The organism is Paractinoplanes bogorensis (genome assembly GCF_018829635.1).
Taxonomy (GTDB): Bacteria; Actinomycetota; Actinomycetes; order Mycobacteriales; family Micromonosporaceae; genus Actinoplanes; species Actinoplanes bogorensis.
This window is the reverse complement of the sequence record NZ_JAHKKG010000004.1, coordinates 666057-689659: the sequence shown is the minus strand read 5'-3', so window position 1 is coordinate 689659 and position 23603 is coordinate 666057. Positions and strand designations below refer to the sequence as shown.

Genomic DNA, 23603 nt, shown 5'->3' with positions numbered 1-23603 from the left:
TGGCATGGCGAGATTCACGCGGGTGGCCGGGCTGGTGGCCGACAAGGCGCTGGGGCTGCCGACCAGGGCGGTTCCCTACGAGCTGCGCGAGGGCGTCCCCACACCGATGCCCGACGGCGTGACGCTGCTGGCCAACCACTACCGCCCGGCCGGCCGCGACGAGCCGATGCCGGTCGTGCTCATCCGGGTGCCCTACGGGCGGTCCGGCGTCTACGGGCAGGTCTTCGCCGCTCCCCTGGCCCGGCGCGGATTCCAGGTGTTCATGCAGGCCACCCGGGGCACGTTCGGTTCCGGCGGCCAGTTCCGGCCGTTCACCACCGAACGTGCGGACGGCCTGGCCACCGTCGACTGGCTGCGCAAGCAGTCCTGGTGCGACGGGCGCATCGCGATGGCCGGTGGCAGCTACTTCGGCCACACCCAGTGGGCCGTCGCGCCCTACGCCGACCCGCCGCTGACCTGCGTCGCCCCGCACATCACCTCGGCCAACATGACCGACCGGCTGTTCTACGAGCACGGCGTCCCGCAGATCCAGACCGCGCTGACCTGGTCCGCGTCGATCGGCACGCAGGAACAGCCGGGCCTGCTCTCCGGGCTACCCGACCCGCGGGCACGCACCCGGGTGCGGCGGGCGCTCGGCAAGCTGCCCCTGCAGGCGGTCGACGTGCTGGTGGCGGGCGCCGCCGTGCCGTTCTGGCGCGACTTCGTGGCGCACGCCGAGCCGGGCGACACGTTCTGGGATCAGGCCGACCACGACGGCGCCGACCTGACCCGCATGCCGCCGGTCAGCACGGTCACCGGCTGGTGGGATCTGTTCGTGGCCGGAAACCTGGCCGACTACACGGCGCTGCGCGCGGCCGGGGTGCCGGCGCGGCTGGTGGTCGGGCCGTGGCTGCACGGCGAGCCGGGCGAGTTGCGGGCCATTCTGCAGAGCGACGCGAAATGGCTCGACCACCACCTCAACGGAGGCCCGGCACCCGAGGGCGCACCGGTGCGGGTCTATCTGCAACAGGCGAAACGGTGGCTCGAGTTCGACGAGTGGCCGCCCGCCGCCGTACGGGAAAAGGATCTTCACCTGTCGGGCGAAGGCGGCCTGAAAGAAAAGCCCGACGAGACAAGCGCGACGAGCCGTTTCACGTATTCGCCGGCACGGCCGACGCCGACCGTGGGCGGGCCGATGCTGCAACCACCGGGCAAGCAGGCCGACAACCGGTTCATCGAGGAACGCGACGACGTGCTCGTGTTCACCGGCCCGGTGCTCGACAACGATCTCGACGTCGTCGGCCCGGTGAACGCCACCGTGTTCGCGCGCACCTCCATTCCGTACGCGGATGTCTTCGTCCGTCTGTGCGATGTGGACCCGAAGGGCGTCTCGCGCAACGTGGTCGACGGGATCCAACGCCTCGACCCGCGCACGACGGCTGAGGCGCCCGGCCCCGACGGCGTACGGGAGATCGGGGTGGAACTTTTTCCCACGGCCTATCGGTTCAAGGCCGGACATCGGCTGCGGGTGCAGGTCAGCGGGGGTGCGTTCCCGCGTTACGCGCGCAACATGGGCACGGCCGAGCCGTTCGGCGTGGCCACCGAGGGGCGCGACTGCGCGTTCGAGATCTTCCACGACGCCGATCACCCGTCGCACATTCGGGTACACGTGCTGTAGCAAACGCGTCCTACGATGGGGCCTCCATCCACCCTGGAGGGGCGGCCTTGACCGATCTCTGGCGCACCATCACCGACAATCTCAGTTCCTACCTGGGGTCCGTGGTGGTCACCGCCCTCGTCGCGGCGGTGAGCTGGCCGTTCCGGCGGTGGCGGGCGTCGGCCGAGGAAAAGGTGCCGGTCTATCTCGGCGCGTCCTACGACGAGATGGAGGAGCACCGCGAGGCCGTCAAGAAGCGCCTGGCCCGGCAGCCGGTCGAGCTGGTCGAGAATCCCGGGCCCAAGAAGCGCGCGGCGGCGATCGAGAAGGCCAAGATGTTCGTCGGCCTGTACGCCTGGCAGTACGGCGAGCTCGACGCGACCAAGCGGTCGGTCAGCGATCTCGAACTGGCCGTGGCCGCCCAGCATCACGGCGGCAACCGCCTGCGACTGTGGCGAGTTCTCCCCCGCCAGCCCCACTGGACCCTCGGGCACCAGGATGACGACTACAACAAGCCGGACAGCCGGATCGGGCTGCTCCGCGAGCGGGTCGAGACGCACCGGCCCGACCAGCTCCCGTCCGACGCCGGCCGGCTCGCCCGCGCGGTCGCCGACGCGGTCCGCGAGGTGCGGCGCGAAGAGATCCCGCAGTCCAAATACCTCGACAGCGTGCTCGACCCGCAGTCGTTCGCGGTAGGCGCGTTCGTGGCCATCGGCGCCTCGATCTACTTCGCCATCCGCCTCTCGGCCGCCGACGCCGGATCGTTCTGGACCGTGCTGACCCTGTCCCTGATCTGCGGCGTCGCGGCCTATGCGATCCGGGTCCTGACCTCGATCTGGGTGCTGCGATGACGGTCGACTTCCTGCGGGGCGGACGGGCCCTGGTCAGCCTGTTCAGTGTGGTGGTGGCGGGCCTGCTGGCCTACGTGCTGGGTGAGGTCGCGCTGCCGTCCGGCGACAAGTGCCACGGCACCTCGATCATCGTCTGGTCGTCGACCGAGCCCGGGAAGGCCCGCACCGACCCGCCGAACGGGGTGGTCCAGCGCGCCGCCCGCGAATACTCATGCGTGACGGTGGTGCCGATCAGTTCCGGCTTCGCCGAGCAGGCGATCGCGGGCTCGGCCAACCCGGCCGAGCTGCCGGACGTGTGGCTGCCCACCCACTCGTTCTGGAACGCGATGCTCGCCGACGAGACCCGCTACGACGAGAGCCTCGGCTCGTTCGCCTCGAGCCGGATGCGCCTGTACGTGAAATCCGGTTCCCCGCTCGACTCCGCACTCGGCGGTTCCGGCTCGGTGACCTGGAACGATCTGGCCAAGCAGGCCACCGACGGCCGGCTCGACCTGCTCAAGGAGAACGCGCTCAACTCGACGTCGGGCGCGATGGCCACCATCCTCGCGTTCGAGGCCGCGGCGGGCGGCGGCAGCGGCATCTCGGCCGACGACGTGCGGGCCGGCCGGCTCGACAAGCTGGCCGCACCCATCGAGCGGTCGGTGGCGTCCTACCCGGGCGAGATCGTCGATTACCTCAATTCGTTCAAGCCGCCGGTCGACGTCGGCTCGCTGCCCACCGCGCTGATCAACGAGGAGGCCGTGGCCGAGGGCTTCCCCGATCTCACCCGCTACTACCGCGGACTCGACCTGGCCGGGCCCGACCCGACGCTCGACCACCCGTTCCTGGTGCGCCCCAAGCTCGACCACCGCAAGCAGGAGCTGGCCGAGGCCTTCCACAAGACGCTCACCAGCAGCAAGTGGCAGGCCGAGTTCGACGCGAACGGGTTCGAGGCCGACGCCCCGCACCGGCTCACCCCGCGCAACGGCCCGGTGGTCAGCGCCATCCTCGAACGCTGGCGCGAGACGCTGCGCAAACGGATCAGCCTGGCCGTCACGATCGACCAGTCGGGCTCGACCGAACCGTACAAACGCGAGGTCGCCGCGGCGATGACCAGTGCCCTGCGCAGCCTGTCGGCGACCGACCGGGTGGCCTTCTACGGCTTTCCCGGGGCGGGCGGCGCCGCGTACGAACCGCTGGCCCCGCCCGAGGGTTTCGGCGATCCGACCCGGATAGCGGTGCCCGACGTGCCCAACCGGGGCGGCAACAGTCCGGTGATCGAGGCGGTCCGCGACACCGCCGACCTGGTCCGTGACGAGGTCGGCGCCAACGCGGACAACCCGCGCAAGCAGGCCGTCATCGTGATCACCGACGGCGAGCAGGCCGGCGCCGGAAGCTCGGCCGAGCAGCAGCGCGACATCGAGGGGATCCGCCGCTACCGCGACCGCGGCGTGCAGGTCTTCTTCATCCTGGTCGGCGACAAGCCGCTGTGCTCGATCGACCGCATCTACAGCACGCTCGGTTCGAGCTGCTCGGGCGGCAGCCGCCCGGCCAAACTCGACCAGGACGAGCAGCGCTGGGTCTACTGCATCTCGAACCGCCCCGACTGCCCCACTCCCCCGCCGTCGTCCTCGGGCGACCGCGTCCGCGCCATCGTCAAACAGATCTTCGACCAGCTGGGCGGTGCCCCGATATGACCGCTCCCGTAGCTCTGGTGGCCGGCGGCACCCGCGCGTCGGGCCGTGCCATCGCGATCGCCCTCGGCGAGGCGGGCTACACCGTCTATGTCACCGGCCGGTCGTCGGCCGCCGGGCGCTCCGAGATGGACCGGCCCGAGACCATCGAGGAGACAACGGCGCAGATCAAGACCGGTTTCCCCGTACGCGTCGATCACAGCGACCCGGCCCAGGTAGCGGCTCTCGCCGAACGGATCGGCACCGAGCAGGGCCGCCTCGACGTGCTGGTCAACAACGTGTGGGGCGGCGACATGTTCACCGAGTGGGGCAAGCCGCTCTGGGAGCACTCGGTCGAGCGTGGCCTGCGCATGCTGCACCAGGGCGTCGACACCCACCTGATCACCAGCCACCACCTGCTGCCGCTGCTGATCCGCCGCCCGGGTGGCCTGGTCGTCGAGATGACCGACGGCAAGGCGGTCGACGGCGAATACCGTGAGTCGGTCTACTACGACCTGGTCAAGGTCTCGGTGATCCGGCTCGCCCAGGCCCAGGCGGCCGAGCTGCGCCCGCACGGCACCACCGCCGTCGCGGTCACACCGGGTTGGCTGCGCTCCGAGCGCATGCTCGAGAAGTACGGCGCCACCGAGGCCGCCTGGCGCGACGGAACCGCCCGCGACCCGCACTTCTGCATCACCGAGTCCCCGCATTTCGTCGGCCGCGGGGTGGCCGCGCTGGCCGCCGACCCGGCCCACGACCGGTTCACCGGCCAGACCTTGTCCAGCATCGACCTGGCCCACACCTACGACCTGACCGACACCGACGGCACCCGCCCCGACTTCCCGCGCTACTTCACCGAGGTCATGCAGACCGGCCGCCCAGCCGGCGACGACGGCTACCGCTAGGCCTGGCGGGAGCGGGCGCCGAACAGGCCGGCCACCATCACCGTGCGCCGCCGGGACAGGAACCGCGGCAGGCTGACCACCAGCGCGTTGCGCCACCCCGACTGGATGCTGGGTCGCCGCCCCCGGTCGAGCGCCCGCATCGCCTCACCCACCACCTGCTCCGGCATCTGATAGCTGCCGCTGTAGGCGCCGCCGGCCAGTTCGTCGAAGAACTCGGTGCGGGTCAGGCCGGGCGCCAGCGAGAGCACCCGCAGACCGGTGCCCCGCGACTCGTACCAGAGCGCCTCGGTGAAGCTGAGCACGAACGCCTTGCACGCCCCATAGACCGCCATGCCCGGATTCGGCGTGTAGGCCGCCATGCTGGCCACGTTGACCAGGATGCCGGTGCCGGCCCGGCGCAGCGGTTCGATGAAGGCGCGGCTGAGGTCGACCAGGTTCGCCACGTCGACGGTGATCTCGTCGGCCAGCCGCGCCGGATCCTCGGTGTGAAAGGCGCCGTCGGTCCCGAAGCCGGCGTTGTTCACCAGCCCGGTCACCTCGACTCCGCGCCCGGCCAGTTCGGCCGCGAGTTTCTGCCCGGCGCCCGGCACGCTCAGATCAAGACCGACGATCAACACCTTTCCCCCGTACGCGTCCTCGAGCTCACCGGCCAGCGTTTCCAGCCGGTCGACCCGGCGGGCGACGAGCACCACGTCCGACCCGCGCCGGGCCAGTTCGCGGGCGAACGCGGCCCCGATGCCGGAGCTGGCGCCGGTGACAACAGTGGTCTGTCCACGAAAATCGATAGCACCCATGCGCTGCACTCTATGCAGAATGTTGCACCCGGTGCAAGTTACTACACTGAGGGCATGACCAAGCCCCCGTCGCTGCGCGAGCGCACCCGCCGCGCGGTCCACGCCGAGATCACGGCGACCGCGCTGCGCCTGTTCCGCGAGCACGGCTTCGAGGCGACGACGGTCGACCAGATCGCGGCCGCGGCCGGCATCTCCCGGCGTTCGTTCTTCCACTACTTCGCCAGCAAGGAAGACCTGGTCATGGGCGACACCGTGGCCCTGGGGGCGGCGGTGCGCGACGCGTTGACGGCCCGCCCGGCCGACGAGGCCGCATGGCCCGCGATCCGCGCCGCGTTCCTGGTGCTGGTCCCGGCCGACGACGGCGACCTGGCCGAGCAGTTGGCGCTGGCCCGCATCCACCACGACGCGCCGTCCCTGCGGGCGAGCCTGCTCGAGAAGCATCTGCGCTGGCAGGAGTTGCTGGCCCCCGACATCCAGCGCCGCCTGGGCCTGCCCGCCACCGACACCCCCGACCCGCGGGCGCGCGCTTTCGTGGCGGCGGCGCTGGCCGCACTGGACGCCGCCGTCGACGCGTGGGCCGCCTCGAACGGAACAGCCGACCCGGTCCAGGTCTTCGACGAGGCGATCGCCGTCCTGCGCGCCTAACTGGTGCGAAGCCGCGCCCGGACGAGCGACACCATCGCGTACGCGACGTAGGCCTGCAGCGCCGCCAGCATTCCCCACCCCAGCACGTCCAGGGCCGCTGCCACGGCGGCGATCGCCGTTCCCGAGCCGAGCCACGCACTGACGGCGTACAGGAAAAGAACCTCGAAAGGCCCCACGATCAGACTGAACGGCGCGCAGACAAGCAGCCGGGCAACAACGACGCCATACGAGTCCGACACCACCGTGCCGACGCTCAGGGCCAGCACCACCACGACGTAGGCCGCGCTCGCCCGGAGCCAAGCTTTTTGAACGCGTTCAGTCACGCGGCGATGCTAGCTGACCTGCAAAGATCTGTCACGCCGGCCACTTGCCAGCGCCAGGGCATGGATCGTCGGCACGGGCTTTCACCGCCGCCGGTCCACGCCGTCCACCACGATCGGGGACAGCATCGACCGGGAGGCTTGTGCGACCATCGGGCGCATGGTTGACATCGGGGTCTACGCGGCCTATCAACCGGAACCCACCGGGCGCGACGAGCACGACCGGCCGGCGACCGTGCGCGAGGCAGTGGTGGCCGACGTACCCGCCTGTCTCGACCTGGTCGAGCGGGTTCTGCTGCTGGATCGCGGACCGTGGGAGACGAGCCTGACCGACAGCGTGACCGACCCCGAGCGGATGCTGTTCGTGGCCGAACTGAGCGACGGCCGGATCGCCGGCTACGCCCGGGCCACCCGGTGGACGCCTCCGGACGACGCGCCACCCAACGCGGCGCCGGCCGGCTGGTACCTGCTGGGCCTGGTCGTGGCGCCCGAACACCGGCGCCGGGGCATCGGCCGGGCGCTCACCGTCGCCCGGCTCGAGGCCGTGGCCGGACGGGCCACCGAGATCTGGTACTTCGCGAACGCGCACAACCAGTCGTCGCTCGATCTGCACACCGAGCTGGGCTTCACCGAGGTGACCCGCGACTTCTGGTTCCCCGGCCTGACCTTCGACGGCGGGGTCGGCGTGCTGGCCCGCCTCGAGGTCACCGGGGCAGCACGCCCGGAGTCTGCCGGCCGGTAACCCGCTTGAGGTACCGTCCGGCCGTGCAACCACGTGGCCTGGCCCGGCGGCTCGGCCCGCGCGACGCCGTCGTCATCGGGCTGGGGGCGATGATCGGGGCCGGCGTCTTCGCCGCGTTCGCGCCGGCCGCCCGGGCCGCGGGTGGCTGGCTGCTCGCGGGCCTGGCCATCGCGGCCGTCGTGGCCTACTGCAACGCCACCTCGTCGGCCCGGCTGGCCGCCCGCTATCCGTCGTCCGGCGGCACCTATGTCTACGGCCGGGAACGCCTCGGCCCGTTCTGGGGCTACCTGGCCGGCTGGGCGTTCGTGATCGGCAAGACGGCCTCGTGCGCGGCCATGGCGCTGACCTTCGCCGCCTACGCCGCCCCGGGTTTCGAGCGGCCGGCCGCGGTGGTCGCCGTGCTCGCGCTGACGGCGCTGAACTGGCGTGGCGTGCACAAGTCGGCGCTGGCCACCCGCGTCATCGTCGCCGTCGTGCTCGGCGTGCTGGCCGCCGTGGTCGTTGCCGGGCTCTCGTCACCGGCGGCCTCGGCCGAGCAACTTCTTCCCACCGGCGATTTTCCCGTACGGGGTGTGTTGCAGTCAGCCGGCCTGTTGTTCTTCGCGTTCGCCGGTTACGCCCGGATCGCCACCCTGGGCGAGGAGGTCCGCGACCCGGAACGCACGATCCCGCGCGCGATCCCCGCCGCACTCGGCATCACGCTCGTCGTCTACGCCGCGGTCGCGGTCGCCGTGCTGAGCGTGCTCGGACCACAGGGCCTGGGATCGGCCACCGCACCGCTGGCCGCCACCGTCACCGAGGCCGGTGCGGGCTGGCTGACCCCGGTCGTGCGGGTGGGGGCGGCGGTCGCGGCGCTCGGGTCGTTGCTGGCCCTGATCCTCGGGGTCTCCCGCACCACGTACGCGATGGCCCGCGACCGCCACCTGCCTCCGCAGCTGGACGCCGTCCACCCCCGGTTCGAGGTGCCGCACCGGGCCGAACTCGCCGTCGGGCTGGTGGTGGCGGTGCTGGCCGCCTCGGTCGACCTGCGCGGAGCGATCGGATTCTCGTCGTTCGGGGTGCTGCTCTACTACGCGATCGCGAACGCCTCGGCGCTGACCCTGAGCCGCGCCGAGCACCGGCCCGCCCGGCTCGTCCCGATCGTCGGCCTGGCCGGCTGCCTGCTCCTCGCCGCCTCGCTGCCGGTCACCGCGGTGGTTTCCGGCGCCGCCGTGATCGCGCTGGGCGCGCTGATCTACGCCGCGCGCAGGGTCAGGCGCCCTTGAGCGACCAGTCGGCGTCGCCGTCCTTGACCGTGGCGTCGCTGTAGAGCCCGGTGTCCGTACGCGGCCACGCGCCGTTCGGGAAGCTGGTCGGGTCGACCGCCTCGCCGTGCAGGGTGATCAGCGCGGTCGCCTGCGAGCCCAGGAACGTGCCCAGCGTCGCGACGGCGCCCCAGATGAGGGCGGTGTTGACGCCGGCCTCCTCGAGAAACAGCGCGATGCCCGGACCCGAGAAGATGCCGGAACCCATCGCGGCGATCGAGACGACCAGCGCGCTGATCAGCTTGGCCAGCACGGCGGCCAGGGTGGTGTAGAAGGCCAGGCCGGCGGTGGCGCTCACCATCAGGTTGACCGACGTGCCGTTGGCAATCGAGCCGACCCGGGCCGCCGCCGCCGAGTGGGCGCCGGCCACGCTCAGGTAGGCGTCACGCGCCTTGCCCGACCAGTCGGAGTCGTCGACGACCAGGGCGGCCCCGGACAGATCGGTGGAGACGCCGTTGGCGACGCCCTTGATCTCCATCCAGTGCCACGCGTCGATGAACAGGTAGACCGGGGCGGCCACGCCCTTGAGCAGGTCCTTGAACCACTCCAGGATCTCGGTGCCGATCTTGACAGTCTGCTCGGCGATCCACTTGAACCCCTGGGCCACCGGCGGCGGGATGAACGGGCTGCTCATCGCCGCGTTGGCGGTCGGCACGACCTCACCGAGCTTGGCCTGGAACGTCGTCATGCCGGAGTCGATCTCCTGGATGACGGCTTCGTACTGGGCTTGGCTGAACATCGGAAAGTCCCCGTCAGTAAACGTTGCGGATGCGATGCTCGGACGCCTTGTCCTCGGCATCGTAGGTGTCGGCGACGCTGCGCAGCGTGGCGGCGATCTCGGTCATCGCGGTCGCGCCCTCACCGGTGCGGCCGGCCACGACGTGCACGACGTCGTTGTACGGGCTCACCATGATCTGGAAGACGCCCGCCTCGAGCCGGCCGAACTCCATGCCGGCCGACTTGGTGCTCAGCTCGCCGAGCCGGCCGCTCTGCTCGTCCCACACACCGGCCTCGGACCGCAGGGCGCCGGTGGCCACGGCGACCTGTTCCGCGTTCGGGGGTTGCGTCATCGTTCGCCGCCTTCGGTCGGTCGGGTGATCGCGGTCAGGGTGGCCAGGGCGTCGGCGGCCGGGCCGGTCTCGGATCGGGCCGCCCGCTGTGCCGTCGCCCGGCCCAGCGCGGTGGCCAGAGCCGCGGTCAGCGACGCGCCGTCCCGGTTCTGTGCCCAGTCTGCGTCGACGACGCAAGCGACCAGCCCGCCGGCGCCGACCCGGACGGTCACGTGCCGGCCGTCGTCGCTGCCCTCCGGCACGTCCGGCTCGGCCCGCGCCTTCTCGAGCGCGGCGATCGCCTCCTCGGCGACCACGTTGACGTCGCGGTCGCGCCCGGCCGGGAGCGGCGGATCGACCGGGTCGGCGGCCGGGGCGGGCCACCCGGAGTCGTCGAGCGCATCCGTCCACATGCGCAGGGCACGGCGTACGGCGTCGGCGTTGGCCTCGAGAACGGCCGCACCCAGGCGCGACGGCGGGAGGTGCTGCGCCCATCGGTCCCGCACCCGGATCTCGGCCGGCACCCCGTCGGCGCCGAGGACGAGATGGACAAAGCCGGTCGCGTCGTTGCCCTCGGTGCGGCTCGGCGCAACCGCGGCCAGCTCGTGCGCCAGCCGCCCCATCTGCTGAATCTCACGAATCCGATCGGGATCCACCCGTCTCATCCCCCCGTTGCCGATGTCGTGTTGCGCAGCACGGCGTTCCCGATCAGGCCGAACGCGAGCGTGGCGTAACCGAGCAGGAACCCGAGGCTGATCGCGATGCCGCCCGAGAGCAGGATGAACAGCGCCAGGACGAGGGCCACGACGGCCGCGGCGAAACAGGCCACCGACGCGACGCGCCGGGCAGCCACCATGCCCCGGGCGGCGACGATCGTCGAGGCCACCGCGATCACCGCCATCACGACCGCCACAACCACGGTGCCCGCCCGCCCGAACGGCGACGCGTCGGCCACCTCGTCGAACCACAGCGCACCGATGACAAGCCCGAACAACATGATCAGCAGCGTCAGCAGAATGATCACGAGACTGAACCCGTCGGTCCGGCCCTTGGCCTTCGCTCGTGCCACGTCCTCACCCCCGGGTAACGCGAGAGGGCCAGAGTGTCTGAAGTGGTAAGGCCTCGCAACCCCGCTCACTTCCAGTCTGTCCGACATGGCAGACGACGAGCCGGCAGCGCACCCGCGAGCGGGAATGGTGATCAGCGTCCGTACGCGTCGGCCCGGCTGAGCCCGCGTCAACTCGACTTTCTCGACGCCGGCGCAGCAAGCTTGCGCGCCTTGATCATCGCCGTCGCCGAGGCTGGAACACATCCGGTCCCCGGCGCACGGAGATTCGTCATGACCTGCAGGAAGACGCCCCTCTTTCGGGTGAGCGACTCATCTTCGGGCGTGCCCGGTTGAACGGGCCGCCGGACCCGGCCGTGTCAGCAGCACCAACTCGCCGACTCGAAGGAGAAATCATGAGACGGTACGGACCCTTCCGCCGAGCGCTCGCCGCCATGGCCATCGCCGGCGCCCTGATCATCGGGGCCGGCACCGCCGCCCACGCCGATCCCGGCATCCAGTCGCCGTACAACACGCGCATCACGCTCGACATGAGCGAATGCGACCTGATGTACCTGGGCACCGCCGGCTCCTGCATCATCAGCCTGCAGACCTGGATGAACTGGGCCGTCGGCACCAAACAGACCCGCATCCCGGTCGACGGCCTCTACACCGAGCGGACCCGCGCTCTCGTCGTGACCTTCCAGCAGCGTTACGTTCCCAGCGTCATCCCCAACGGCAAGTTCGGCACCCGCTCCCGCGCGGCGCTGCGTCAATGGTTCGAGACCAAATCCGCGAGATCCCTCGCCACCCACGGCACCGGCCTGCCCTGCAACACCGCCCTGGGCTGGGGCTGCGACATCGGCGCGGCGGTACCCGGCCTCAACCCGTCCACCGAAGGCAAGGTCGGCAAGTCCGTGTTCTGCGGCGGGCTCGGCGCCCTGGCGCCGGGACCGTACGGCATCGCCACCGGCGTCTTCTGCGACCTGGTCCTCGACTGATCGCTGCGCCCGTGACCGGCCCATCGCCGCCCGGCATCCCGGGCCGGCGGTGGGCCGGTCGGTCACAGCCAGGACCCCGCTAGCGCAGGACGAAGCCCGGCGTGAGGGGGTCGAACGGGTCGATCTCGAAGGTGTGTGTGCCGGTCCGGTAGGCCATTCCGGTTACCTGCGGCCGCACGGCGCCGTCCGAAGCGGACACGATCGCGCCGGTGAACACCGAGCCGACGATCGACTCGTGGCGCAGCCGCGGACCGTCCGGCGCGACCCGGCCCTCGGCGGCCAGCACGGCCAGCCGGGCGCACGTGCCCGAGCCGCACGGTGAGCGGTCGACCTCGCCGTCGGCGAACACCGTCACGTTGCGCTGGTGCACGTCACCGTCGGTGAGGCCGAGGTCCTCGTACAGGATGGTGCCGTAGATGCCGCTCAGCCGCGGATCGTCGGGATGGGCGGCGTGTTCGCTGTCGTTCAGGGCCCACTTGATCTCCCGGCCCAGGGCGATGAGCTCCTGGTAGTGCGCGGGATCGACGGTCAGGCCGGCGGTGGTCGCGTCGACGGTGGCGTAGATCGCGCCGCCGTAGGCGACGGTCACGGCGAGTTCGCCGCGCGAGGTGCTCAGCGTGACGTCGCGGGCGATGACATAGCTGGGTACGTTCACGAAGTCGACCGCCACCGTACGGCCGCCCTCTCGGTGCACACGCGCAGTAACCCGGCCCGACGGCACGTCGATGACCACGTCGACCGTACCGTCGTCCGGCGCCTCGACCAGCCCGGTGTCGACCGCCCAGACGCCGAGCGCGATGGTGCCGTGGCCGCAGGCGGTCGAGAAGCCGTCCTTGTGCCAGAACAGCACGCCCAGGTGGGCGCCGTCGTCGTCCGGGGGCACGAGGAAACCGCCGTACATGTCGGCGTGCCCGCGCGGCTCGAAACACAGCAGCTCGCGCAGGGCCTGGGCGTCCTTGCTCGCCAGCGCCCGTACGCGCCGGTCCGCCACCGATTCACCGGGCAGCTCGACCGGCGGGGCGGGCACGATCCGGAACGGCTCCCCGGCGGTGTGGTAGTCGACTGTTGTGATCACCAGGAGATCTTGTCGCACCCCGCCCGTACGCTGTCGACCGTGGCCACCGAAAACGATGCGAAGCTAGCCGTGCTCATCGACGCCGACAACGCCCAGGCGCGGATCATCGAGGCGCTGCTGGCCGAGATCGCGAAATACGGCACCGCGCACGTCAAACGGGCGTACGGCGACTGGACCGGCCCCAACCTCAAGGGCTGGAAGGACGAGCTGCTGGCCCAGTCGATCCAGCCGATGCAGCAGTTCGCCTACACGAACCGGAAAAACTCCACCGACTCGGCGATGATCATCGACGCGATGGACCTGCTCTACACCGGCCGGTTCGACGGGTTCTGCATCCTGAGCAGCGACAGCGACTTCACCCGGCTCGCCTCGCGCATCCGCGAGTCGGGCCTGACCGTCTACGGCTTCGGCGAGCGCAAGACGCCCAAGGCGTTCGTGGCCGCGTGCGACAAGTTCGTCTACACGGAAAACCTGACCGGCCCGACCGCCCCCGAGCCGGCCCCGCTGAGCGTGGCCGAGCAGCTGCGCACCAACAACGCGCTGCTCAACCAGGTGCGCAACGCGGTCGAGGCGGCCTCCGACGACGACGGCTGGGCCACCCTCGCCCACGTCGGCCAGATCCTGACCAACCAGAGCCCCGACTTCGACTCGCGCACCTACGGCTACAGCAAGCTCAGCGACCTGATCACCGCGATCAACCTGTTCGATGTCGAGCGGCGCGACACCGGCGCCGGCAAGAAGGCGGTCATCCACGTACGCGACAAACGCCGCCGCGCCAAGAAAGAGGGCTGACAAGGCCAAGACGACGATCCTTCCCGTACGGGATGAGCGCCGCCGCACCAAGAGGGGCGACGGACGAGTCCGACGCTGCTCGGAAAGCGGCCGCGTGACGCGGGACACGTCGCGCGTCCGGTCACAACCGCGGGGACTGTCCGGTCATGAGTGATGACCGAGACGGAACACGAAGGGTTGTGGAGACATGAGGATCGCCGTGCTGGGTGGGACCGGGCTGATCGGGTCGCAGGTCGTCGGGTTTCTGGCGGCCGACGGGCACGACGCGGAGCCGTTGTCGCCGTCGAACGGGGTCGATCTGCTCACCGGTGAGGGGCTCGACGCCGGGCTCAAGGGCGCCGACGTGGTGGTCAACCTGACGAACTCGCCGACGTTCGACGAGAAGTCGCCCGAGTTCTTCCGGGTGACCATGGAGAACATGCTGGCCGCAGCGCAGCGGCAGGGCGTCGGGCACGCGGTGATCCTGTCGATCGTCGGTGTCGACCAGGTGCCCGCGCTCGACTACTACCGGGCCAAGGTGCTGCAGGAAGACGTGCTGAAGGGCGGGCCGGTCCCGTGGTCGATCGTGCGGGCGACCCAGTTCTTCGAGTTCGTGAAGTCGGTGCTGTCGTGGACGAGTGACGGCGACACGGTCCGGCTGCCGGCCACGCCGGTGCAGCCCCTCGCGTCGGCCGACATCGCGCGGGCCGTGGCCGGCGTCTGTGCCGGGCCGCCGCTGCTGGGCGTCCGGAACGTGGCCGGGCCCGAGGTGTTCACGCTCGACAAGCTGGGCCGGGTGGCGCTGGCCGCCCAGGGTGATCCGCGGCCGGTGGTCACCGATCCGGCGGCCGGGATGTTCGGCGCGGTCGAGGGCGATGTGCTGACCGCCCCCGGCGACGCGGTCATCGCGACGACGACGTTCCGGGAGTGGCTGGCCACCCAGAAGTAGCGGGCCATCCGCCGCGACTGGCGGGCCGGCGCGGTGACTGGCAGGCCGGCACGGTGACTGGCAGGCCGGTGCTGCGACTGGCGGGCCGGTGCTGCGACTGGCGGGCCATCCGCCGCGGCCAGCGGGCCGGCGCGGTGGCCGCGGGCCGGCGCGGTGGCCGGCGGGCCGGCGCGGTGGCCGGCGGGCCGGTGCCGCGACTGGCGGGCCGACGCGGTGATCTCTAGAGTCGGCCAGTGCTCAAGCGTCGACTGGTGATCGCCCTGGCAGGCCTGTTCCTGGTGGCCGGTTGCGCGGACGACACGGCCGCGGCTCCGCAATGGTCCGCGCCCGCGTCGTCGGCGCCGGCGCCCGTTCTGTCCGGGCCGTCGAGCGCGCCGGCCCCCACGAAGTCGGCGGTGAAACCGACGCCGTCGAAGCCGGCCGACACAAAGCTGCCGAAGCCCGGCAACTCGGACGGCAACGCCAAGATCCCGTCCGACGCCCGCCCGGTCGACACCGGCAAACCGGACCGCACGGTCGGCACCGGCACCCCGGCCAGTTGCACCTCGGCCGCCGTCGTCAAGGCGGTCGCCCGCGGCGGCATCATCACGTTCGACTGCGGCCCGGCCCCGGTCACGATCACGATGACGGCCACGGCCAAGGTCCGGAACACCAGTTCGACGGTCGTGCTCGACGGCGGCGGCAAGGTCACGCTGAGCGGCGGCGGGAAGCGGCGCATCCTCTACCAGAACACCTGTGACCAGGCCCAGCAGTGGACCACGTCGCACTGCAACGACCAGGAGTCGCCGCGGCTCACCGTCCAGAACCTGGTCTTCACCCAGGGCAACAGCACCGGCGACAAGGCCGAGGGCGGGGGCGGCGGCGCCATCTTCGCCCGCGGCGGCCGTCTCAAGGTGGTCAACTCGCGGTTCACCGGCAACCGCTGCGACCGCACCGGCCCCGACCTCGGTGGCGCCGCCATCCGCGCCCTCGACCAGAGCAAAGACCTCCCCGTGTACGTCTCCGGCAGCACTTTCACCGGCGGTGTGTGCTCGAACGGCGCCGCTCTGAGCAGCATCGGCGTCTCGTGGACGGTGCTCAACAGCGTGTTCAGCGGCAACTCGGCCGTCGGGAGCGGCGCCAACCCGGCCCGCGGCGGCACCCCGGGCGGCGGCAGCGGCGGCGCCATCTATCTCGACGGCAACACCTTCACACTCACCCTGGACGGCACGGTGATCCGCGACAACAAGGCGGCCGAGGGCGGCGGCGCGATCTTCTTCGTCAGCAACGACCGCACCGGCATCCTGCGCCTGCGCAACTCGCAGGTGCGCGGCAACCCGAGCGCCGGTTTCGAGACCGCGGGCCTGCCCGGCATCTTCTACCTGGGCTCGGGAAAGCCGTCGATTTCCGGATCACGGCTCACGAGATAGCCGGCGAGCTTCTCCGCGCTCAGGATCCAGAACAGCTGCTCGATGCCGTCCGCGGACACCTCCATGGTCAGGAAGCCCGCGAGCTCGTCGCCCCGCATCAGGGCGGCGCCGGGCCCGCCGTTGACGGTGACGAACCGGGGCTCGACGCCGACCCACCACTTGTCGGGGAAGGCGGCCAGGAACGGGGCGACCTTGGCCACACCGGTGACCACCTTGCGGGCCGCGTACCGGGCACCGTTGCCGTCGGTGATGGTGGAGACGCCGGCCGCCAGCAGCTTCTCCAGCCGGGCGACATCCCCGGTGCGGGCCGCGGTGATGAACGTGGCGAGCAGTTCACGATGGGCGTCCACCGGCACCGGCGCCCGCCGCTCCCCGGTCACGCGTTTGCGGGCCCGCGACACCATCTGCCGTACGGCGGGCTCGTTGCTCCGCAGAATAGAAGCGATTTCCCCGTACGAATAATCGAACGCCTCGCGCAGCACGAGAGCCGCCCGCTCGTTCGGGGTCAGCTTCTCGAGCAGCACCAGCACGGCCGTCTCGAGCAGGTCGCCGGTCTCGGCCCCCAGATAAGGATCGGCGCCGGTGTCGACCGGTTCGGGCAGCCACGGCCCGACGTAGGCCTCGCGGCGCACCCGGGCCGAGCGCAGCTGGTTGATCGCCAGCCGGGTCGCCGTGGTGGCCAGGAAGGCGCCCGGATTGTCCACGGTCTCCCGGTCGTAGGTCTGCCAGCGCACCCAGACGTCCTGCACCACGTCCTCGGCCTCGGCGGCGCTGCCCAGCATGCGGTAGACGATCCCGAAGAGCCGCGGCCGCACCTGCGTGAAGACCCGCGCCGCCTCGTCAAGATCGTTCAGCCCCATCGCCCTATCCTGACCGGCCCCCGCGACCGGCGGTAGGGTCGGCGGGTGAACTCGTGGGCCGGGCACGCTATCTGATCCGGAGCCATGTTTGGCAGTAGGGTCGGCGGGTGAATTCGTGGGCCGGGCACGCTATCTGGTGGCATGTATATCCGCTCGGCTTCGGGCCGTTGCGGCAGATCGAGCAATGGCTCGACTACGCCGTCGAGCTGGGCGCGAACGGGCTGCAACTGGGCCCGGTGTTCGCCTCCGAGACGCACGGCTACGACACGACCGACCATTTCCGCATCGATCCGCGGCTCGGCGACGAGGCCGACTTCGACGCGTTGATCACGGCCGCGCGGTCCCGAGGCGTACGGGTGCTGCTCGATGGCGTTTTCAACCATGTCGGGCGCAGTTTCCAGGCGCCCGCGCACTGGTTCACCGGCGGCGATTTCGAGGGGCACGACAGTCTGCGCGAGCTCGACCATTCGCAGCCCGAGGTGCAGGACCATGTCGTCAAGGTGATGCAGCACTGGCTGGAGCGGGGCATCGACGGCTGGCGGCTCGACGTCGCCTACGGCGTCCCGCCCGAATTCTGGCGGGCCGCGCTTGCCCGCGTACGGGAAACCGCTCCTGATTCCTGGTTTGTCGGTGAATACATCCAGGGCGACTATCCGGCGATCCTGCGCGAGACGACGCTGGATTCGCTGACCCAGTACGAATTGTGGAAGGCGATCTGGAGCAGCATCAACGACGGGAACTTCTTCGAGCTGGCGTGGGCCCTCGAGCGGCACGCGGCCGTGCTCGCGGCGGGCGTGCCGATGACGTTCGTCGGCAACCACGACGTCACCCGCATCGCCAGCAAACTCGACGATCCGCGACACCTCGCCCACGCGCTGGCCGTGCTGTTCACCGTCGGCGGCATCCCGAGCCTCTACTACGGCGACGAGCAGGCGTTCACCGGCATCAAGGAGGACCGCGCGGGCGGCGACGACGCGATCCGGCCCGCGTTCCCGGCGACCCCGGGCGAGCTGGCCGAGTTCGGGTGGCCGACCTATCGACTGCATCAGCGCCTGATCGGCCTGCGGCGCCGAAACCCCTGGCTGACGTACGCGGTGACGACCGCGCCCCACCTCACCAACCAGGCGGTGGCGCTGACCTCGACCCACGACGGCAACTGGATCACCACGCTGCTCAACCTGAGCGACGAGCCGTACCGTTTCCCCGGCATCGACCCGGCGGCCGAGGTCCTCGAATCCTCAGCCGACGCGGGCGATCCGGCGGTGGTCCCCGCCCACGGCTGGGCGGTGATCGCCTGACGACCGGGGCCGCGCGGCTGCCGCACGGCTTCGCCATGGAGCCGCACGCGCACACGTACGTGGCCGGCGGCGGGGACCAGACGCGCGTCCTCGGGCCCTGGGCGGCTCTCGGCCCGGCGCCGGCAGCGAAACCGCTTCGCTGTGCAGGTCATGCACGCCCGGACGAGGTACTCGCGCTTTCACGACGCCGGCCTGGCCGGACGGGTCCTCGGCCTCTCCTAGACCGGCGGCGGCGCGCTACTTGACGGTCAGGGTCGGTACGACCTCGAGCAGGGTCGGCAGGTCGGTTGCCCAGTCCGTGGCCGGGGCCCGCCAGTCGAGGGCGTACCAGGACGGGCCGACCTTGACGACCTGGCGCATTGCTCGCATGCGGCCCGCCTGTGGATCCTGGAATGTGTATTCCCAGATGGCGCCGGGGCTGTCGTCCAGCGGCTGGATGCGCAGGCGGCGGTAGCCCGGCGGCGGTTTCTCCGACTCGGCCCGGGTCAGGGCCGCCAGCACGTTGCCGGGGTCGGTCCACGGGGACACGGTCATCGTCGGGTGGCCGGTCGGGGACGTGCAGCGCAGCGTGCCCGCCTTCCAGGCCGGCTTCCAGGTCTTGGGCATGGCGACCCGGAAGTCGGCGCGCTGGTGGGTCCACCAGACGAAACCGGGCGGCAGGGTCGGCGCGGGCGCGGCCACCTGGGCCGGTGCGCTCGGCGGCGGCGTCGGCGAGGACGACGGGGCCGGCGACGGGCTCTGGCCGGCGAACGCCACCCCGGCGAACGCGACCGCCCCGGCCGCGGCGACCGCGGTGGCCGTACGCAGTACGCGGGTGCGGCGGCTGGCCGGGGCGATGCGGCGGAGCCGGCGGCGGACCTCGGCCGCCGCCATGCGTTCGGCCGGGTCGCGGCGCATCAGGCCGAACAGCACCGGCTCGAGCGGGCCGGCCAGCACGGCCGGGTCGGGGCGGCCCGCGTCGGCCGCGTGCAGGGCGTCGTCGGTGGTCTCGCGGGTGAACGGGGTGCGGCCCTCGACCGCGTGGTAGAGCGTCGCGCCCAGCGACCACAGGTCGGAGCGCTCGTCGGTGATCAGCTCGAAGAGCCGCTCGGGGGCCACGTATTTGGGTGAGCCCAGGATGACCTCGGCCTCGGCCAGGGCGGCCACCCCGGCCTTGCTGCCGGCCGGGCCGAAGTCGGTCAGCACGGCGCGGCCGTCCTCGGCGATCAGCACGTTGGACGGTTTGACGTCGAGGTGCAGCACGTCGGCGTCCCACGAGGCGGTCAGTGCGGCCAGCAGGTCGAGGCCGATCGCGGCGACCCGGGCGGGCGGGAGCGGGCCGTCGGCCAGGATCACGTCGAGCAGCGAGCGGGACGGCACGTACTCCATGACGATCCACGGGGCGTCGCCGTCGAGCAGCACGTCGAGGGTGCGGATGACGTTGGGGTGCTGGATCCGGGCGAAGGCGCGTGCCTCTCGGGGCACCCACAGGCGTACGAGGGAACGCTTCTCCGCCGTCAATGATTTGGGCAGGCCGCACTTCTTGAGTGCCACCGTGCGGCCGGTGCGTTCGTCGGCGCCCAGCCAGACATGGCCGAGCCCGCCCTTGGCCAGCGGTCCGAGCACACGCCAGCGCGAGCCGATGAGGTCGCCGGCCGCCGTCATACGCCCGAACTTACCCCGATCGGCGTTCCCCGAACGTCGGCGAACTATTGATCACCATCGGTACATGTGTCGGCATGCCTCATCCGTCCGGTGGAGTCGAAGGTCATCCGGATCGGGCGTATGGTCGGCTCGCGAAACCTGACCTGCAGGAACGACCGGCTGGCGAGGCTATGCGGAAACTGGGATATCGGATCGCGGCGGTCGCCGTGGTCACCGCGACGGCGGCGACCGTGACGGCGGTGCGTCTGGTGGCGCCGTCGGAGGCGACGACGACCACGGTCGGCCGCATGGTGGCCGGGGCGGAAGTGAAGGCGGCGCCCGACAGCACCAGCCCGGCCGACCTGGCCGTCGACTTCGAGGCGCTGCTCGGGCAGCACTCGGTGCTGGCGTCGAACATGATGCGCAGCCGGTTCCGCGGCGACGACGACTTCGTGCAGGCGGCAAATGCCTCGCTGGGCCGCAACACGGACGACATGACCGGTCTGGTCGGCAAACTGTTCGGCGACGCCACCGCGGCCAAATTCCGGCCACTGTGGTCGGAGCACGTCGTCATGCTCTTCGCGTACGCGGGTGCGCTCGCCGACCACGACGACACCGCCAAGGCGAAGGCGCTCGCCGAGCTCACCGAGTACGAGACCCGGCTGGCCCAGTTCTTCTCCGGGGCGTCGCAGGGGCGGCTCCCGATGGCCACCGCCCTGCCCCTCGTCGTCACGCACATCGAGCACCTGACCGGGCAGGCCGACGCGTACGCGGCCGGCGACTACACCAAGGCCGACGAGCTCTTCCGGATGGGGTTCCAGCACACGTACGACCTGGGTCTGGGCCTGGCCAAGGCGCTGCTCCCGCCGTCCGACACGGCGGTGCTGGACGAGCCGGTGTGGCGGCTGCGCTCGCAACTGGGCAAGCTGCTGGCCGAGCACGCCGTGCTGATCGAGGACACGACCCGCGCCGCGGTGACCCGGACGCCCGATTTCACCGCCTCGGGCCAGTCGATGAACGCCAACACCAGCGACATCGCCGCCGCCGTCGACACGCTGTTCAACGCGGCCGCGGCCAAGCAGTTCCAGCAGCTCTGGGGCACGCACGTCGAGGCGCTGGTGGCGTACGCGGCGGCGACCGCGGCCAAGGACACGGCCAAGCAGCAGATGGCGCGCGACACCCTGACCAAGTTCCAGAAGGATCTGGCCAAGTTCCTCTCGGCCGCGACGAACGGGCGGGCCACGCCGGCCGCGCTCGAGGCCGCGCTCGGCGAGCACGACCGGATGCTGATGCAGCACGCCGACCTCTACGCGGCCAAGAACTACCAGTCGGCCCACGACATCGCCTACGAGACCTACGACCACATGTTCCACCTGGCCCGGACCCTGGCCGACGCGTTCGGTTCGACGGTGGCGGCCAAGCTGCCCAAGGGTGGTGCGGCGACCGGCTTCGGCGGATTGGCCGGGCACGTCTGAGATGCGCCGCCTCCTCGCCCTGTTTCTCCTGGTGCTTCTTTCGTCGTGCCACGGCTCCTCCCCACCGGTCGCGCCGGCGCCGGCTTCGTCCGCTCCGGCTGACGATTTCCGCTCCAGCACGACCTACGAGAAAACCGCGCTTCCCGTACGCCTCCGAATCCCGGCGCTCCATGTCGACAGCCCGATCATCGACCTCGGGCTGCAGGACGACGGCGCGGTCGAGGTGCCGGAGAGCGTGCACGAGGCGGGCTGGTTCGACGGCGGCCCGCGCCCCGGCCAGGACGGTCCGGCGGTGATCCTCGGCCACGTCGACTCCAAGGCGGGGCCGGGCATCTTCGCCGGCCTGCACAAGGTCAAGGCCGGCACCCTGGTCGAGGTGGTCCGGGCCGACAAGAGCGTCGCCAAGTTCACGATCACGAAGGTGTCGCGCGTGGAGAAGACCCGCTTCCCGACCGACCTCGTGTACGCCCCGTCCCTCGACCCCACACTGCGCCTGGTCACCTGCGGCGGCACGTTCGACCACGCGGCCGGCAGTTATCGTGACAACGTGATCGCGTACGCCGATGTGGTCTGAGGCTCTCGCCGCCCTGCTGCTGGCCGTGGCCGTCCCGCTGCCGGTCGAGGCGGTGCTGGCCGACGGCGACCAGACCTCGGTGGTGGTCGACCTGAGCGCGGCCGGCGGCCCCGCCCCCGGCTCGGCCGCGGTGACGATCGACGGCGAGCGCCGCACCGTCCCGGTCGTCCCGCTGATGTCGGCCGGTCTGGCCGTGACGATCGTGGTCGACACGTCGGCCACCGACGTACGGGCGGTTCCGGCCTGGCTCAGCGCCGGCGCCCGGTTCATCCTCGAGGCACCGACCGGCACCCGGGCCACGGTGATCGGCGACTCGGCCCCCGCCACCGTGATCGCCCCGCCGCAGCAGGACCCGACCGGCATCGTGGCCGCCCTGGACGCCGTCGAGCCCAAGGGCCCCCGCGACACGGCCCAGGCCCTGAGTCTGGCCGCCGCCCAGTTCCCCGACGTCCCCGCGGGCCGCAAGATAGCCGTCGTCTACACCGGCGCCGCCGACGCCGGCGGTCTTTCGGCGGGCGACCTGGCCGAGAAGTTCAAGGCGGCGGGGGTCATCCTGGTCGTGGCCACCACCGCCGACGCCAGCCCCTATTGGACGGCCGCCGCCGAGGCCACCGGCGGTTTCTTCGCGCCCGCCGGCAATCCCGCCGTGGTGCCGGCCCTCGACCAGGTCGAGACGACGCTGAGCAGCCGCTACCTGGTCACGTTCCCGACCCCGCTCGACCTCCCGACCACGGTTCCGGTGCAGGTCACCACACCCGACCTGACCCTGACCGCCGACGTCACCCTGGCCGCCCCGGCCGCCGCACCACCCGCCGACGGACCGGACCGCCTGCTGATCGCACTGGCCGCGGCCACGGCCGGGGTGGTCGCCGCGGGCCTGCTCGTCACGTGGTTACTGCTGCGCCGCTCCCGGCGCCGGCGCCGCCCGCCGCCCATCGTGATCGCGCACGGCCGGGCTACTGTGCCCGGCCCGCCGTCCGGGGAGGCGTAGGGGCCGCCGCGGCCAGGGTGTGGCGGGCGCTGCCCGCCGCCACCAGCAGCGGTAGCACCAGCAGCACCAGCACGACGCACCACACCGCGGGCCCGTCGGCACTGGCCGTGAGCAGGCCGGCCGCGTTCAGCGGCAGGAAGACGACGGCCACCAGGGTGAGCGCCGCGGTGGCCCGCGCGATCCGGCGGCCGGCGTGCACCCAGCGGTTGCCGATCCCGGCGGCCACGACGGCGGCGACCGCGCCGAGCAGCATCAGCCCGCCGACGACCTCGATCGTCTCGTTGAGCACGGCGTACGTCCGGGTGCCGGGTGCGCTCCCGTGGGCCAGGCCGATCAGGTCGATCCCCTCGTCCCACAGGAACGGCTGACCGATGAGGGCGGCCAGCAGGAGCCACGCCGTACGACGGGACGCGGCCACGGCCAGAGTGGTCTGATAGCCGGCGGCCACCACGTCGACCGGGCCGAAGTCGGCCTCGGCCCGCGCCCGCGCCTCCGCTTCGGGGTAGCCGGCCCCGACCAGCGCTTCGGTGGCGTCGTCGAGGTGGTCGGCCGCCTCCTGCAGCAGGTCGCGTCGGGCCCGACGTGGCCCGACGAGGGCGGCGTCGAGCCGCGCAACATAGGTCACGCGCCCATC

The 23603-nt window shown here is 71.5% G+C and carries 26 protein-coding genes; 16 read left to right on the top strand and 10 right to left on the bottom strand.

What is annotated here, in order from left to right; translation table 11 throughout:
- Positions 1 to 4 precede the first annotated feature (4 nt).
- The 4 genes from KOI35_RS15020 to KOI35_RS15005 are packed head-to-tail and all read left to right on the top strand — an operon-like array spanning position 5 to position 5044.
- The gene (locus KOI35_RS15020; RefSeq protein WP_215787752.1) at positions 5 to 1657 is read left to right on the top strand and encodes a CocE/NonD family hydrolase; all 1653 of its coding nucleotides are present in this window, start codon (positions 5 to 7) and stop codon (positions 1655 to 1657) included.
- A gap of 47 nt (positions 1658 to 1704) precedes the next feature.
- On the top strand, positions 1705 to 2487 hold the full coding sequence (locus KOI35_RS15015) for a DUF4062 domain-containing protein (RefSeq protein ID WP_215787750.1): 783 nt from the start codon (positions 1705 to 1707) through the stop codon (positions 2485 to 2487).
- On the top strand, positions 2484 to 4163 hold the full coding sequence (locus KOI35_RS15010; protein WP_215787747.1) for a vWA domain-containing protein: 1680 nt from the start codon (positions 2484 to 2486) through the stop codon (positions 4161 to 4163). The genes KOI35_RS15015 and KOI35_RS15010 overlap by 4 nt, the downstream gene beginning before the upstream one ends.
- The gene (locus tag KOI35_RS15005) at positions 4160 to 5044 is read left to right on the top strand and encodes an SDR family oxidoreductase (protein WP_215787745.1); all 885 of its coding nucleotides are present in this window, start codon (positions 4160 to 4162) and stop codon (positions 5042 to 5044) included. Before KOI35_RS15010 ends, KOI35_RS15005 begins: the two co-directional genes overlap by 4 nt.
- Here KOI35_RS15005 and KOI35_RS15000 read toward each other — a convergent pair.
- Positions 5041 to 5838, bottom strand: coding sequence for an SDR family NAD(P)-dependent oxidoreductase (locus KOI35_RS15000; RefSeq protein ID WP_215787744.1), 798 nt, complete (start codon positions 5836 to 5838; stop codon positions 5041 to 5043). The two genes, KOI35_RS15005 and KOI35_RS15000, sit on opposite strands and share 4 nt — an antisense overlap.
- Before the next feature lie 54 nt (positions 5839 to 5892).
- Here KOI35_RS15000 and KOI35_RS14995 point away from each other — a divergent pair, with 54 nt between their 5' ends.
- Entirely contained in the window at positions 5893 to 6483 is a 591-nt protein-coding gene (locus KOI35_RS14995; protein ID WP_246613064.1) for a TetR/AcrR family transcriptional regulator, read from the top strand.
- On the opposite strand, the gene KOI35_RS14990 is transcribed toward KOI35_RS14995, so the two are convergent.
- Positions 6480 to 6806, bottom strand: a complete 327-nt coding sequence (locus KOI35_RS14990; RefSeq protein WP_215787741.1) for a hypothetical protein — start codon at positions 6804 to 6806, stop codon at positions 6480 to 6482. The genes KOI35_RS14995 and KOI35_RS14990 overlap by 4 nt on opposite strands.
- A gap of 157 nt (positions 6807 to 6963) precedes the next feature.
- On the opposite strand from KOI35_RS14990, the gene KOI35_RS14985 reads away from it, so the two are divergent.
- Positions 6964 to 7545 carry a GNAT family N-acetyltransferase gene (locus KOI35_RS14985; protein ID WP_215787738.1) on the top strand — a complete coding sequence of 194 codons (582 nt, stop codon included), beginning with the start codon at positions 6964 to 6966 and terminating at the stop codon, positions 7543 to 7545.
- A gap of 23 nt (positions 7546 to 7568) precedes the next feature.
- The gene (locus KOI35_RS14980) at positions 7569 to 8810 is read left to right on the top strand and encodes an APC family permease (RefSeq protein ID WP_308120993.1); all 1242 of its coding nucleotides are present in this window, start codon (positions 7569 to 7571) and stop codon (positions 8808 to 8810) included.
- On the opposite strand, the gene KOI35_RS14975 is transcribed toward KOI35_RS14980, so the two are convergent.
- The 4 genes from KOI35_RS14975 to KOI35_RS14960 are packed head-to-tail and all read right to left on the bottom strand — an operon-like array spanning position 8797 to position 10967.
- Positions 8797 to 9588, bottom strand: coding sequence for a hypothetical protein (locus KOI35_RS14975; protein ID WP_215787736.1), 792 nt, complete (start codon positions 9586 to 9588; stop codon positions 8797 to 8799). The genes KOI35_RS14980 and KOI35_RS14975 overlap by 14 nt on opposite strands.
- Before the next feature lie 13 nt (positions 9589 to 9601).
- On the bottom strand, positions 9602 to 9919 hold the full coding sequence (locus tag KOI35_RS14970) for a type VII secretion target (protein WP_215787735.1): 318 nt from the start codon (positions 9917 to 9919) through the stop codon (positions 9602 to 9604).
- On the bottom strand, positions 9916 to 10521 hold the full coding sequence (locus KOI35_RS14965) for a hypothetical protein (RefSeq protein WP_215787732.1): 606 nt from the start codon (positions 10519 to 10521) through the stop codon (positions 9916 to 9918). Before KOI35_RS14965 ends, KOI35_RS14970 begins: the two co-directional genes overlap by 4 nt.
- 38 nt (positions 10522 to 10559) lie before the next feature.
- On the bottom strand, positions 10560 to 10967 hold the full coding sequence (locus KOI35_RS14960; RefSeq protein WP_215787730.1) for a hypothetical protein: 408 nt from the start codon (positions 10965 to 10967) through the stop codon (positions 10560 to 10562).
- Between the two features lie 392 nt (positions 10968 to 11359).
- Here KOI35_RS14960 and KOI35_RS14955 point away from each other — a divergent pair, with 392 nt between their 5' ends.
- Positions 11360 to 11944, top strand: a complete 585-nt coding sequence (locus KOI35_RS14955) for a peptidoglycan-binding domain-containing protein (protein ID WP_215787728.1) — start codon at positions 11360 to 11362, stop codon at positions 11942 to 11944.
- 79 nt (positions 11945 to 12023) lie between these two features.
- On the opposite strand, the gene KOI35_RS14950 is transcribed toward KOI35_RS14955, so the two are convergent.
- The gene (locus tag KOI35_RS14950; protein WP_308120992.1) at positions 12024 to 13019 is read right to left on the bottom strand and encodes a proline racemase family protein; all 996 of its coding nucleotides are present in this window, start codon (positions 13017 to 13019) and stop codon (positions 12024 to 12026) included.
- A 39-nt stretch (positions 13020 to 13058) separates the two neighbouring features.
- Between KOI35_RS14950 and KOI35_RS14945 the strand changes: the two genes are divergently transcribed.
- The 4 genes from KOI35_RS14945 (at position 13059) to KOI35_RS14930 (ending at position 16148) form a co-directional block, all read left to right on the top strand.
- Positions 13059 to 13811, top strand: a complete 753-nt coding sequence (locus KOI35_RS14945) for an NYN domain-containing protein (protein WP_215787723.1) — start codon at positions 13059 to 13061, stop codon at positions 13809 to 13811.
- A gap of 187 nt (positions 13812 to 13998) precedes the next feature.
- Positions 13999 to 14739, top strand: coding sequence for an SDR family oxidoreductase (locus KOI35_RS14940; protein WP_215787722.1), 741 nt, complete (start codon positions 13999 to 14001; stop codon positions 14737 to 14739).
- Between the two features lie 53 nt (positions 14740 to 14792).
- Positions 14793 to 14963, top strand: a complete 171-nt coding sequence (locus KOI35_RS14935) for a hypothetical protein (RefSeq protein ID WP_215787720.1) — start codon at positions 14793 to 14795, stop codon at positions 14961 to 14963.
- A 9-nt stretch (positions 14964 to 14972) separates the two neighbouring features.
- Positions 14973 to 16148 (top strand): right-handed parallel beta-helix repeat-containing protein, encoded by a 1176-nt coding sequence (locus KOI35_RS14930; protein WP_308120991.1) that lies wholly within the window; start codon positions 14973 to 14975, stop codon positions 16146 to 16148.
- Here the strand turns inward: KOI35_RS14930 and KOI35_RS14925 are convergent.
- Positions 16097 to 17008: a sigma-70 family RNA polymerase sigma factor gene (locus tag KOI35_RS14925; RefSeq protein ID WP_215787718.1), complete on the bottom strand. Its 912-nt coding sequence runs from the start codon at positions 17006 to 17008 to the stop codon at positions 16097 to 16099. The two genes, KOI35_RS14930 and KOI35_RS14925, sit on opposite strands and share 52 nt — an antisense overlap.
- A 107-nt stretch (positions 17009 to 17115) precedes the next feature.
- On the opposite strand from KOI35_RS14925, the gene KOI35_RS14920 reads away from it, so the two are divergent.
- Positions 17116 to 18306, top strand: a complete 1191-nt coding sequence (locus tag KOI35_RS14920) for an alpha-amylase family protein (RefSeq protein ID WP_215787716.1) — start codon at positions 17116 to 17118, stop codon at positions 18304 to 18306.
- 237 nt (positions 18307 to 18543) lie between these two features.
- Here KOI35_RS14920 and KOI35_RS14915 read toward each other — a convergent pair whose 3' ends face one another.
- Positions 18544 to 19950 (bottom strand): serine/threonine-protein kinase, encoded by a 1407-nt coding sequence (locus tag KOI35_RS14915; protein WP_215787714.1) that lies wholly within the window; start codon positions 19948 to 19950, stop codon positions 18544 to 18546.
- Between the two features lie 170 nt (positions 19951 to 20120).
- Between KOI35_RS14915 and KOI35_RS14910 the strand changes: the two genes are divergently transcribed.
- Genes KOI35_RS14910 through KOI35_RS14900 form a run of 3 tightly spaced genes read left to right on the top strand, consistent with a single transcriptional unit; the run spans position 20121 to position 22969 of the window.
- Positions 20121 to 21404 carry a hypothetical protein gene (locus KOI35_RS14910; RefSeq protein ID WP_246613063.1) on the top strand — a complete coding sequence of 428 codons (1284 nt, stop codon included), beginning with the start codon at positions 20121 to 20123 and terminating at the stop codon, positions 21402 to 21404.
- A gap of 1 nt (position 21405) precedes the next feature.
- The gene (locus KOI35_RS14905) at positions 21406 to 21978 is read left to right on the top strand and encodes a class F sortase (RefSeq protein ID WP_215787713.1); all 573 of its coding nucleotides are present in this window, start codon (positions 21406 to 21408) and stop codon (positions 21976 to 21978) included.
- Entirely contained in the window at positions 21968 to 22969 is a 1002-nt protein-coding gene (locus KOI35_RS14900) for a vWA domain-containing protein (protein ID WP_215787711.1), read from the top strand. Before KOI35_RS14905 ends, KOI35_RS14900 begins: the two co-directional genes overlap by 11 nt.
- Here KOI35_RS14900 and KOI35_RS14895 read toward each other — a convergent pair.
- A complete protein-coding gene (locus tag KOI35_RS14895) occupies positions 22935 to 23594 on the bottom strand; it encodes a permease prefix domain 1-containing protein (RefSeq protein WP_215787709.1) in 660 nt (219 codons plus the stop codon). The two genes, KOI35_RS14900 and KOI35_RS14895, sit on opposite strands and share 35 nt — an antisense overlap.
- Between the last annotated feature and the right edge of the window lie 9 nt (positions 23595 to 23603).